Genomic DNA, 12,625 nt, shown 5'->3' on the forward strand with positions numbered 1-12,625 from the left:
AATCCTTTGGATTTTTTTATTGAAAGCCGATGAAAAAGCTTAATGTACAAGGATTGAAAAGTTTTGGGCAAAACAAAAAGACTGGACCACTATCAGATCCAGACCAATTTTTTGATTTCCGATTGAAAAAACTGGGTGAATAAAGATTGAATACATATTCGAATGCCCGTTGCTCTTCACGCTTCCTCTGCCGTTTGGAAACCACCTCTATCCAGAATCCAGCCGAGATAACTATGGAATCGGTTGTCTTTTATTATCTATTTATCTTTTATACTTAACGTCAGGCTTAGTATGAGGAGCTAATTGTATCACATTCGAAAATATTAGTGATATGATCAATCCCGAACCATGCTCTGATTTTACATCCAACTGAATTGCTAAATCATAAGCGTCTTGGTCACTAGGAAGAGTCCCATGCCTGTTACTTGTCTTGTATAAGTACCTCTCCTTCCAGTAAAGCTAAAGGGCAAGCTTTTTTCCTACTTTTTTTCTTTTATCAATTTCTCTATAAAACTGGAATTCATTTCTATTCGTTTTAGCGATATATAATGCTTTATCTGCATTTTTAATAAGTCTCCTACTATTATCTCCATCTTGAGGATACAAGGAGATTCCAATACTTGCAGTAGTTTTAAGTGTATGACCATTGATATAATATGGTTCCTGCAATACGTTATACAATCTTTCTGCTATTCGAGAAACATCGTCTACGTTTCCGATATCGTTAATCAGAATAAGAAATTCATCTCCCCCAATACGACCATGAACACTACTGTCTCTCATATTGTCTTCAAGTCTTTTGGCAAATTGCTTCAATAGTTCATCTCCAATTTCATGGCCAAATGTATCATTTACCTCTTTAAACTTATCTAAATCCATGTACATCAATGCAAGTTGTTCTCTATTATTACTTGCAACAGATATTGATTGCTCCATAATTTCAGTAAAGCCTCTCCTATTCTTAAGCCCTGTTAGAGGATCATGAAAAGCCATTGATTCCAGTTGTAATTCATATTTTTTCTTCTCAGTTATATCTCGGAACAGCAGCTGAACTACCGGCTCACCATTAAATACTATAGGAATTGCTGAGATTTCTACATAAAAAACTTTATAGTCATATCTAATAAACTTTTCAATAATAGGAGTTGGCTTGCTCGATTGGTTTCTGCTCATTACTTCCTCTAGCTTCTGTTCAATCCTTTCCTTTTGTTCGGAATAAATAAAATTCCACAAGGGTCTACCAATAATATCACCAGATTGTTCTTTACCTAGAAAATTTACACCAGTAGGGTTAACAAATACGATATGGTGTTTATTTTGAACGATAACCGCATCCGGAAGAAAATCTACAAGACTACGATAACAATTCTCACTTGCCTCGAGTTGTCTTTGGATTTCCATTTGCTCTGTAAAATCCTTATACATGCCAACAGCAAGAACATCACCTTTATTGATTGCACGATAGCTTGCTAAAATATCTAGAATTTCCCCATCCTTGCTTCTTCTTTTTGTCACACTATAGTTTATATTTTCACCATCTCTTAAAATGTTTAATAAATCCTGGTGCTGTTCCTTCGTCATATTTACAAAGAATGGTGGAGGAGTTACCCCTTCTATATCTTCAATTTCCCATCCTAATATATCAGTAAAGGTTGGATTAGCATGTAAAATCGCTCCATCCTGACCAATTGTAAAAATCGCATCATTTGTGTTTTGCCATATTAGTTCAAAAACTTGATCACCAACATTTTTTATGTTAACCATTAAATTGTTTTCCCCCCATATTAAGATGATCCTCGTTGTCTCTATTTCAACACTTATAAACGATGTGGTTTAGAAAAATAATATCCTTGTAATGCAGATACTTCTAATTTTCGAGCAATTTCCAAATCCTCTTTTGTCTCAATTCCTTCAAGAATAACAGTCGTTTTTGGAAAAGAATAAGATAATAAAAACGAAATTGTTTTTTGGTTTTTTTGTGATTTTGATAAACCTTTTAAATAGGAGCGATCTAGTTTAATAAACTCAGGATGTAACCTTGCAATATTCTTTATTGGATAATCGGATGGTGGAAGATCATCAAAGGCAATTCGAAATCCTTTAGATTTTAAAAACAGGATACCCTCCAAAAAAACCTCTTCTTCCCAAATTGATTCTTCGTGTTTTGATTCATTTATTTCAAACACAAGTCTTCCCCTGATATCGGGATACGTGATTAATAATTTCGTAATAAATTCCTTAAATTCTTGATGAACAATTGATGATGGAAAAACATTTACAAATAATAGATGATTTATTAAATACGCATTCGGATACTCTTTAATTGCATTTAAAATTGATTTTGTATCCAATTCATAAAGTAAACCATAGCCCCTAGCATTTTCAAAAATAAGCTCTGGGTTTATTTTTGGCGCGGTTCTTAAAAATGCTTCAAAGGCAAAGATAGTATCCTTTTTTGAGTTCCATAATGGTTGAAATTCAGTATAAAAAAATCCGTCATCAAGCCATGTTGAAATCTCCTTGAATGTAACCATACTGAAAAACCATCCCCCTAAACCAAATGAAATTTTACACACTTACATTGCAAAGTAATAAATATTTTTATGAAGTTTTTTTATATTAATTTTTTATTAAATAACCTGAATATCCTTTAATCGAGAATTTTTTTTCACACGATACGTTAAATAGCGCCCATCCATTTATGGCATTTCAATATTTATCAAAACTAACTGCACACTTTCTTTCGGGTCAACGGACTCATCCTTTGAAAAAAATCCCAGATAATCCTAAGCTTCTTTCCCGTTCTAAAAAAATGTCACGTTCTCGTATCCCTCTTCACTTAACGTGTCCTTCAGTAAGGCGCGTAAAACACCAGAATCTTCTGCAGCTAGATGTTGGGTTATGCTTTTTCCTTTAAACTCGGTCTTTTTTAGGAATATTTATCATTTTATTTAGAGATTCTATTTCATATTGATTAATTTAGTTATTTAATGATGGTTGTTCTTGCTGTGATTTTTTTGTAAGAGAAAAGGATAAGAGTAGCCCAACTAATACCATAATCCCCGCAATAATAAAGGCTGCACGCATCCCCTCTAACATCGCAATAGAAGGATTAATAGCATTCGATGCTTTAGAAAATGTGCCCATTACCGAAATAATAATTGCTGTACCAATAGAACCACCAACCATACGGATTGTGTTATTCATTGCTGTTCCATGTGCGATTAATTGATAAGGTAATGCATTAATTCCCGAAGTCATTAATGGGGTCATAAGAAGCGAGACACCTAACATTTTGATTGAAAAAATGACTGCAATAAAAGGAATCGAAGAAGCAATATCTATGTTCACATAAAGTATGGTAGCTACTAACATTAGGGCAAATCCGACAATAGACATTCCTCTAGCCCCAAGTTTATCAAAAATTTTTCCAGCGACTGGTGACATAGCCCCCGTTATAATAGCGCCTGGTAAAAGCATCATACCTGATTCAAGCGCTGTACCACCTCTTACATTTTGTACATATAACGGTAGAAGTGTCTCTACTCCAATCATTACCCCAAACATAAGAACGGATAAGATGGTTGTTACCGTAAACTCTTTAGATTGAAAGACACCAAAATTAAGCATCGGAGTTACTAGACGATTTTGTCTCCAAATAAATAAAACTAAGGTGACTGCCCCAATTAGGATTGCTACAATAACAGTTGGATCAGCCCAGCCAAAAGAACCAACCATACTAAACCCGTACAATAACCCGCCCCACCCTAATGTGGATAAAATAATGGATAAAATATCTACATTTACTTTTTTCTGTTCTGTTACGTTTTTCATTAAAAAGACTGCTAGGACTAGAACAAGAATGGAAATAGGCAGTACCGTATAAAACAAATATCTCCACGTAAAATTATCAATAATCCACCCTGATAAAGTCGGCCCAATCGCTGGTGCAAATCCGATCACAAGACCACTCATTCCCATTGCAGCCCCACGCTTTTCGGGAGGATAAATCGTCAGTAGCACCGTTTGCATTAATGGCATAAGAATTCCTGCCCCTACTGCCTGTATGATTCTGGCTAATAAGAGGATCGAAAAACTAGGGGCAACAGCTCCAAGAAATGTTCCAAGAATAAATATGCTTATGGCAAAAATTAAAAGAGCTTTACTACTGAATTTTTCAATTAAAAATGCAGTGACTGGGATCATGATTCCGTTCATTAACATAAATGCTGTTGTTACCCATTGTGCTTGATTCGGCTCAATCCCAAACTCCCCCATAATAGGTGGAATGGCAACAATCAGTAGGGTTTGGTTTAATAGTGTAACAAATGAAGCAGCAAGTAAAACGCCAACAATGATCCTACGATAAAATAAAATTGAGTTAGTTGCATTCAATGTTTCTCACTCCTTTTTCGAACTAATCGTTCTATTTATTAAATTAATTTACATTATGTTAAATAATTTGATGTTACTATAAATGTTAGTTATCAATAACTAACATTTATAGTAAAATTTTTTTACTTTTTTAATCCAAAACAAAAATTATGAATACTTGTTTTAATAAATGAATCTTTCCAATTATTTAAGAAATGGTTTTTATTTATAGTAATAGTTGAAAAATAACCGTACAAGGTGATTAAAAAAATCATAGCTTGCTCTTCAGCATTCGATTCTACCATTTTGTTTTTCACTTGCATAACCTTAAAGTACTCAGTAAGGTAATCTTTAAGTTGTAAAGTATTTTTTGAAATTAAATCCAACAACTCAGGCATAGTGTTTCTTTCCTGTATGGAGATTAGAAAAATCGGTTCATTCTTTTTCATCAGTGAAATATACGAATTAGCGATAAGTTCTAGATCTATTTCTAAGTCCCAAACAATTTCCGAATCAAATATCTTTTCAAAACGAGGAATATAAGAATAATTTTCTACAGCTGCTTCAAGTACACCTTTTTTTGTTTTGAACTGACGAAAGACAGTCATTTCACTTACTCCAGAAGTCAATGCAATATCTTTGATTGTTACAGATTTAAATCCCCTTTCTTGCATTAATTCAAGAGCAGCTTGAAGAATTCTCTTTGAAGTTTCTGTCATCTTATTGCCTCCAAATATCGTGTTAGTTAGAACTAACATGATATTACCTCAAGAATCTCTTTTAGTAAAGAATGATTTCAACCTTACCCCTGGAACACTAAATATTTCGTATATGTTTAACTAAAATGTATTCGACTTTGTATCAGTTGGTATTAGATTGTAGTATTAAAGCTTATTTTTTACGCGTGCGATTTTGTTCACGCTAAATAAATAAGGTAGCCCAGTTAATAAACTGAGCTATTTCCTATGTTATTTTAAGTTTTTACTGAACTAAAGGTGTGTTAGCGGAATAAGTTGCAACTTACTTTTCTTTTCCATGTCTTAATAATTCAATAATTTATAGCATAACCATAAGTCTTTTAAAGGTCAGAAATCATACCGCCATCTACTACAAATTGAGCTCCAGTTGAATAGCTAGAATCATCAGAAGCAAGATATACAACTAAATTAGACACTTCTTCTACTTCAGCTCTTCTTCTAAGTGGAATATCTTGTTCAAGTTGCTTAAGATATTCTTCAACATCTGGTTGGTCAGCCATAGGTGTTTTAATAATTCCTGGATGTACAGAATTTACACGGATGTTATATTGTCCAAGCTCAGTTGCAGCACCTTTTGTCATACCAGTTACAGCATGTTTAGATGCACTATATGCAATAGCAGTTGGTGCACTTACCAAGCCATCTACAGATGAAATATTAACAATAGAACCTACACCAGCTTTTTTCATAGAAGGCAATACTTTTTGCATTCCTAAGAATACTCCAAGCTCATCTACCTTAAATGTTAATTCAAAGTCTTTAACAGTTAGTTCCTCTAATGTTTTGAAGATACCGATTCCTGCGTTGTTTACTAACACGGTGATAGGACCAAATGCTTCTTCTGTTTTTGTTACAACTTCTATCCAGTTCTCTTCACTAGCAACATCTAATTTAAGGGCGATTGCATTTTCTCCTAATTCATCGGCTAGTTTTTGTGCACCTTCAAAGTTAAGGTCAGTAATCGCTACTTTCGCGCCTTCCTCCACGAATTTACGAGCATGCAAAGCACCCATACCTTGTGCTGCCCCTGTAATAATTGCTACTTTACTGTCTAATTTACCCATGATTTTTTACTCCAATTTTATATAATAGAATTTTAACAACTGTAAGGTAAAGTCAATGAATTTTATTTAATATAATAGCTATTTTGTTTTTAAAAGGCTCAATTATTCAATACCTCTTTAATTCATATTATTAAAGAATAGCTACCGGTATCTCAGGAAGAATCTGTTCACCATCAACAACTAATGCTTGTCCTTTAATAAATCTAGCTACTTTTTGTAGCAAAGAATACTACTGCGTTTCCAATATACTCGGTCTTCCAGGGTTTTGGCTGGAACAGCTGCTACAGCTGAAAAATTTAATTCAAGTAATTTGTTTCAGGTCATTTTTCAAAAATTTTCGATCCTTCGTCTGATCAGATTTTGTTGAAATATATTGGCATCACAATCAAGTTCTAAAGCGGAGTTTCCTCATTTTATTGCTTGTTTAGTTGAATATTTCCCTTTTATTCTTTAATGAATTCCTTCGTACTTCTCACTGTATCAATTGGACGAACTAATTTTTCTATCTCTGCACGTTTAGGCTCTAAAAATGGAGGTAAAGATAATTTTTCCCCAAGTGTTTCATAAGGTTCATCTCCCATAAAACCAGGACCATCTGTAGCAAATTCAAATAAAATTTGTGGTGCAACTCTTGCATATAAAGACTCAAAAAAGTGACGATTTACATAACCAGATGTAGAGAATCCAAAACTACTCAATCGCTCTATCCATTCATCTAAAACTGAGCGATCCTCTACCCGGAATGCCGCGTGGTGTACTGTGCCATAACCTTGTCGGGCCTGAGGAAGAATCGTATTATATTCTACAATGACTGAGGCACCATTGCCGCCTTCCCCTACTTCAAATAAATGGAATGATCCTTCTTTAGCAGTCTCTTTAAATAAAAAGACTTTTTCCAACATTTCTTTAAAGTAATCAAAGTGTGCAATACGAACAAAGACAGGTCCTAAACCAGTAATGGCATATTCCAGAGGAATTGGACCCCTTTGCCAAGGTGTACCTGATTCTACCCCTTTATTAAATTCATCTGAAATGAACTGATATTGTTGATCATCAAAATCAACGAAAGAGAGAGTTTTCTTACCAAATTGCTCTTTAATTCCAGTGTGCTTCACTTCAAGACGGTCAAAACGTTTTACCCAATACTCTAATGCTTCATCACTCGGTACACGGAAAGAGGTCTTTGAAATCTCGTTTGTACCGTGTACACCTTTCGGAACGCCAGGGAAGTCAAAGAAAGTCATATCTGTGCCTGCACTACCTTTATCATCGGCAAAGAATAAATGATAGGTTTGAATATCATCTTGATTAACTGTTTTTTTAACTAAACGCATACCTAAAACATAAGTAAAAAATTCATAGTTCTTTTCTGCACTACTTGTAATAGCTGTAACGTGGTGTATTCCTTTTAGTTGGTTCATTTTTATCCCTCCAAAAAAATTCAATTTAAGTTTAATGGTCGTAATTTTGCTTCGATCTTTTTTCGTTTCGGTTCCAAAAACGGTGGAAGTGCTAGTTTTTCTCCCAATGTTTCCATTGGTTCATCTGTTGCAAAACCTGGAATATCCGTTGATAATTCGAATAATATTCCATTGGGTTCCTTGAAATATAATGCCTTAAAGTAATATCGTTCCACTTTCCCTGAATTCGGTAACCTGTATTCTTTCAAACGCTCTGCCCATTGATCGTATTCATCCTCATTCGGAATACGGAAAGCAACATGGTGAACACCTCCACGACCTAAGCGGGCTCTTGGCAAATCTGGTCTCGTTTCAATATGAACTTCCGCACCACTGCCGCCTTCACCAGTTGTATAAATCAATATTTCTGCACGGTGTCCTACATGTGAACGATAAGAACCGGCAAATCGAAAACCCATTACTTCGGTTAAAATACCTATAGTTGGTTCTGCATTTGCGACTGTGAGTGTTACAGGTCCTAAACCAATAATGGCATGTTCAAATGGAATGTCATCCTTTTCCCATGGTATGCCAGCTCTCACACCTTTTTCACCGTTGTCGGCTACCAGGATTAAGCGAGTTCCCTCAAAATCACTAAAAGCCAATGTATCACGGTTTGCTCTTTTTTGAATATCATCATGTTGAACCCCATATTGTTTAAAACGTTCTTTCCAAAATAACAAAGAATTCGAATTTCTAACTCTTATTGATATAGTAGAAATATCTGAAGTTCCCCTGTGCGTTTGCCCAAGATGAGGAATGTCAAAGAACGTAATTTCAGTTCCTGGGGTCCCTTCCGCATCAGCATAAAAAAGATGATAGGATTCTGTATTATCTTGGTTAACCGTTTTCTTTACCAATCTCATTCCTAAAATTCTTGTATAAAATTCATAATTTTTTTCCGCTTTTCCTGTTAATATTGATACATGATGTAAACCTAATAATTTCATTTCATTTCACCCCTTTACTTGACCCATATATTTTTTTGCTTATCAATGGTAATAAATTCATTTATCTATAATCGAAGAATCCTTAAACTGAGATATTCATCTAAAAAAACACTATGATTAATTTATTTAAGTTCTATGAGTAATAAACATGCAAAGAACTAAAATCATTGGGAAAATTAAAATATTTCGATTATAAGAATCTCGAATACAAGATATTAATGAATTTTTTGCCAAGGATATTTAGAAATTCCTTGGCATATTTTTTTACAAAGCAAAAAGGTGAAGTTTTTTATTCACACATATACCTTGGATTAATTTATCTTGAATTCAAGATAACATTATTACATATATGATCATGTGTCAATACCTATTAACGTACAAAAAAACAACCCAATATATATATATATATATATATATATTGAGTTGCTTTAACTGATTTGCGATTTGCCTTTATCCTAGCCTTTTCTTGTTCCTTTGTAATTAAAATAAATTTTATCTTTTTATCTCGGATTAATACATCTTGAATTCAAGATATGTTACAATTATATTGTGAATCTTTCGTTACTTTTAGCTGTTCTTCTTGTTAAAATCATTTTGAGCACCGATATAACTTCCGAGTACATTTTGGTAACCTGGCAAATTATTAGCAAGTAGAGCTCCAAAACCTTCGCTATCGTTACGCCAATCGCGTTGCAATTCACTCGCTACGCTAAACCAGTTCGTGAGTTGCACTCCACCATGAGCCATGCGCATCAATGCTGCGTTCGCTACCTGTTTGCTTACAGTGCCGGAAGCATCAGTGACAGCGAATACTTCATATCCCGCATTCACAGCGGAAAGCGCTGGGTGTGCAACACAGACATCGGTAACTACGCCCGCAATGATAAGTTGCTTCTTGCCAGTCGCTTCGATAGCCTTGACAAAATCCTCGTTGTCCCAAGCATTGATTTGACCCGGGCGAGCAATCTTCGGTGCATCTGGAAACAGTTCAGTAATTTCTCGCATTAGTGGACCGTTAGGACCGTCCTCGAAGCTAGTAGTTAGGATAACAGGTAAATCAAAAAATTTGGCAGTATTAGCTAAAGCTAATACATTGTTCTTAAACTCGTCAACGCCGTAGTCGCGCACAAGTGAAGAGATAAGGCCTGTTTGATGGTCGACTAGAAGAACTGCAGCATCTTCCTTTGAAATACGAGAATATAGATCAGTCATTTTGTATTCCTCCTTGAATGAGTTAATTTTGTGTAGTGATTCCTACAAGACCTATAATAACAAAGAAATAAATTAATAAAGTGAAGATTATTGTGATGAATATTGTAAATGTTGGGATTATTTCTTTAGGAGAGGGAGATACGCATGGAACAATCACATTTTCTACCTATATTAAATAAGGATTTTTATATTTCAAAGGAAATTGAAAATAAACAATTTATTGATTGGTTTAAAAAACATAATAAAGATGATCAGAATATTACGAACCTAATACCCTTATATCAATTGCATAGCCACGATTTTTTTGAAATTTTAGTAGTTTTAGAGGGTGAATGTGAGTTTAATTGTGAAGGGATGACATATTCCTTAAGTAAAGGGGATGTTATGGTGATCCCTCCCTATACTGTTCATAGAGCTGTTATAAAGAATCCGAATCATTATAAGCGTATAGTCGTTAACATTTGTCAACATTTGATGTCAGATTTTGAATATAGTTCACACATTATGAAGGAGAATAAGGTTTATAAAAAAATGCAAGGCTCTCTATTACATCTAGATGCCGAACATTTTCAGCAAATAGTCTCTTTATTATTTGAAATAAGTGAAAAGGTAGAGAATGGAAAAGAAATTTATTCCTTTACATTACAGTATCTGCTGTTTCAGGTGCTTCAAATTATTTTCGATCCCTCTTGTAGTAGTCTAGACCTAAGTAAAAAAAAGGTATTAGACCAACGGTTGGCTTCAATACTAGAATATATCGAAGTTCATTTAATAAATACTGATTTAAGCTTAGAAAATGTGTCTCATTATTTCCATATGAATAAATTCCATTTTTCCAAATATTTTAAGAAAAAAATGAGTTTACCCTTTTATCGTTATGTGTTATTAAAACGTCTTTCCCTAGCTGTAATATTGATTAAACAAAATCAACATACTATAGAGCAAATTGCTTTGAAATGTGGTTTTAATGATTATTCCAGTTTTTACAGAAGTTTTAAAAAGGAATATAAAATTTCTCCCAAAAATCTACAAAAAAAATATATACATAATTTCAATGGTGATTGAAGAAAATGCAATAAAAATTTATTAAAGCATAAGCTTTCTTTGTCTAAAGAAATAAAACTCCCCCAAAAATTACTTCAAAGTAGTTATTGGGGTTTTTTAGTAAGATTTTAAAAAATTTGAATCTCCTTAACTTCACCAATAGGCTGTCTTAATAACCCTCATTCTTCAACTCTAGCACCCTTTAGTTGAACAAGAAAAGGACTAACTGTGAATTGGAATTATAACGTTTTATGAAATGAGCTTCCAATTCTTTTAATAATGGTTGTACAATTCAATAATTCAACTTGAAAATTTTCATGTTCTATCGTAATATGTTTAGGTAAAACGAAATTGTTACGATTTGTATTGAATGTTTATTATCAAAAATATTAAATGATAATGACTGGAGTACCATATCAGATCTACTTCCTAGTTACATGAAATATAATTTTGGTCATATAATCGGAATGATTACGATATACATCACTTTATAAACTAAATCGTAATGATTATGATTGAGAGGAGAAATTATGAAAACTAAACACTTTTTTGCATTACTGGTTATATTAACGACCACATTCTTATTTGGATGCACCTCAGAAAACAAAACAAGTACAAACGAAGTAAAGAACACGACGACTACAACGTCTGAACGTCTTAAAATCTTCACAACGGTTTTTCCATTACAGGACTTTACAGAAAAAATTGGGGGTGAACATGTAGAAGTTTTAAGTGTCTTCCCTACGGGGGCTGATGCTCACACATTTGAACCTACTTCAAAAAAAATGATAGAGGTTGCGGAAGCAGATGCTCTTATTTATATTGGTGCGGGTGTGGAAGGCTTTATTGATGCTGCAAATAAAACATTGCAAAATGAAAAGGTGCAACTGGTGAAGGCAACACAAAATATGGAACTATCTAAAGTACAAGACGAACAAGAAGAGAATCACCAAAGTGAGGCAGGAACTGAAAAAGGGCACAACGATAAGAACTCTGATTCGAATTCTGAAGAAAGCCACAGTCATGATGCTCATGAAGAACATGACGAGCATGAGGGGCATCACGACAGCGAATTAGATATAGCAGACCACCACCATCATCATGGCGACGTTGATCCACATGTTTGGTTAGATCCTTTAAAAGCTGTTGAATTAGCTGAGAGTATTCTTAATACACTTGAGGAATTAATGCCAGAGGCTAAAGAAGACTTTGAAAAAAACTTTGATGAACTTGTTAAAAACTTAGAAGCATTAGATCAAGAATTTGATGGCGTTGTTGAAAATTCTTCAAAGAAAGAAATCTTAGTTTCGCATGCAGCCTACGGGTACTGGGAGTCAAGGTACGGTATTAAACAAATAAGTGTTTCTGGCTTATCACCAACAAATGAGCCCACTCAAAAGGACTTAAAAAACATTATTAATACTGCTAAAAAACATAACATTAAGTTTGTTATTTTTGAGCAGAATCTAACTTCAAAAGTTTCAGAAATGGTAAAAAAAGAAATCAGTGCAGAAGCATTAACTCTTCATAACCTTGAATCAATAACAGAAGAGGACGAAAAAAATAGTGCTGATTACTTTAGCATTATGAGGCAAAATCTTGAGACATTGAAGAAAGCTTTAAATTAGTTCTAAAGCATAGGTCCTTTGTGACCTATGCTTTAATTTCCTACTTTATAGGAATCTTTTGGTTAAAACATTTATTAAGTTCCAAACTTATTACTTTAATTGACCTTCCTTGTTCAACTAGTCAAGTAGAAGAGA

The 12,625-nt window shown here is 33.9% G+C and carries 10 protein-coding genes; 2 read left to right on the top strand and 8 right to left on the bottom strand.

What is annotated here, in order from left to right; translation table 11 throughout:
- Positions 1-459: 459 nt before the first annotated feature.
- The 8 genes from V7097_RS24440 to ycaC all read right to left on the bottom strand — a co-directional run bounded on the left by V7097_RS24440 (position 460) and on the right by ycaC (position 9,818).
- A complete protein-coding gene (locus tag V7097_RS24440) occupies positions 460-1,764 on the bottom strand; it encodes a diguanylate cyclase domain-containing protein (RefSeq protein WP_335706240.1) in 1,305 nt (434 codons plus the stop codon).
- Between the two features lie 53 nt (positions 1,765-1,817).
- Positions 1,818-2,534, bottom strand: coding sequence for an EAL domain-containing protein (locus V7097_RS24445; protein WP_335706241.1), 717 nt, complete (start codon positions 2,532-2,534; stop codon positions 1,818-1,820).
- A gap of 445 nt (positions 2,535-2,979) precedes the next feature.
- Complete coding sequence (locus V7097_RS24450) at positions 2,980-4,395, bottom strand: DHA2 family efflux MFS transporter permease subunit (protein WP_335706242.1); 1,416 nt, start codon at positions 4,393-4,395, stop codon at positions 2,980-2,982.
- Positions 4,396-4,517: 122 nt separating this feature from the next.
- The gene (locus V7097_RS24455) at positions 4,518-5,093 is read right to left on the bottom strand and encodes a TetR/AcrR family transcriptional regulator (RefSeq protein ID WP_335706243.1); all 576 of its coding nucleotides are present in this window, start codon (positions 5,091-5,093) and stop codon (positions 4,518-4,520) included.
- A gap of 359 nt (positions 5,094-5,452) precedes the next feature.
- Positions 5,453-6,196 carry an SDR family NAD(P)-dependent oxidoreductase gene (locus V7097_RS24460; protein WP_335706244.1) on the bottom strand — a complete coding sequence of 248 codons (744 nt, stop codon included), beginning with the start codon at positions 6,194-6,196 and terminating at the stop codon, positions 5,453-5,455.
- Between the two features lie 443 nt (positions 6,197-6,639).
- Positions 6,640-7,617 carry a ring-cleaving dioxygenase gene (locus V7097_RS24465; protein WP_335706245.1) on the bottom strand — a complete coding sequence of 326 codons (978 nt, stop codon included), beginning with the start codon at positions 7,615-7,617 and terminating at the stop codon, positions 6,640-6,642.
- Between the two features lie 20 nt (positions 7,618-7,637).
- Positions 7,638-8,606 carry a ring-cleaving dioxygenase gene (locus V7097_RS24470; RefSeq protein ID WP_335706246.1) on the bottom strand — a complete coding sequence of 323 codons (969 nt, stop codon included), beginning with the start codon at positions 8,604-8,606 and terminating at the stop codon, positions 7,638-7,640.
- 567 nt (positions 8,607-9,173) lie between these two features.
- On the bottom strand, positions 9,174-9,818 hold the full coding sequence (gene ycaC / locus V7097_RS24475; protein WP_335706247.1) for an isochorismate family cysteine hydrolase YcaC: 645 nt from the start codon (positions 9,816-9,818) through the stop codon (positions 9,174-9,176).
- 144 nt (positions 9,819-9,962) lie between these two features.
- Here ycaC and V7097_RS24480 point away from each other — a divergent pair, with 144 nt between their 5' ends.
- Positions 9,963-10,883, top strand: coding sequence for an AraC family transcriptional regulator (locus V7097_RS24480; protein WP_335706248.1), 921 nt, complete (start codon positions 9,963-9,965; stop codon positions 10,881-10,883).
- A gap of 509 nt (positions 10,884-11,392) precedes the next feature.
- Entirely contained in the window at positions 11,393-12,490 is a 1,098-nt protein-coding gene (locus V7097_RS24485; RefSeq protein WP_335706249.1) for a metal ABC transporter solute-binding protein, Zn/Mn family, read from the top strand.
- Positions 12,491-12,625 lie beyond the last annotated feature (135 nt).

Source organism: Bacillus sp. JJ1562 (assembly GCF_036962705.1).
GTDB lineage: Bacteria > Bacillota > Bacilli > Bacillales > Bacillaceae_L > Ferdinandcohnia.

What these genes read in the sequence shown, in the direction of transcription:
- V7097_RS24440 (WP_335706240.1), bottom strand. Translation starts at nt 1,764, where the DNA reads ATGGTTAACATAAAAAATGTTGGTGATCAAGTTTTTGAACTAATATGG.
- V7097_RS24445 (WP_335706241.1), bottom strand. Translation starts at nt 2,534, where the DNA reads ATGGTTACATTCAAGGAGATTTCAACATGGCTTGATGACGGATTTTTT.
- V7097_RS24455 (WP_335706243.1), bottom strand. Translation starts at nt 5,093, where the DNA reads ATGACAGAAACTTCAAAGAGAATTCTTCAAGCTGCTCTTGAATTAATG.
- V7097_RS24460 (WP_335706244.1), bottom strand. Translation starts at nt 6,196, where the DNA reads ATGGGTAAATTAGACAGTAAAGTAGCAATTATTACAGGGGCAGCACAA.
- V7097_RS24465 (WP_335706245.1), bottom strand. Translation starts at nt 7,617, where the DNA reads ATGAACCAACTAAAAGGAATACACCACGTTACAGCTATTACAAGTAGT.
- V7097_RS24470 (WP_335706246.1), bottom strand. Translation starts at nt 8,606, where the DNA reads ATGAAATTATTAGGTTTACATCATGTATCAATATTAACAGGAAAAGCG.
- ycaC (WP_335706247.1), bottom strand. Translation starts at nt 9,818, where the DNA reads ATGACTGATCTATATTCTCGTATTTCAAAGGAAGATGCTGCAGTTCTT.
- V7097_RS24480 (WP_335706248.1), top strand. Translation starts at nt 9,963, where the DNA reads ATGGAACAATCACATTTTCTACCTATATTAAATAAGGATTTTTATATT.
- V7097_RS24485 (WP_335706249.1), top strand. Translation starts at nt 11,393, where the DNA reads ATGAAAACTAAACACTTTTTTGCATTACTGGTTATATTAACGACCACA.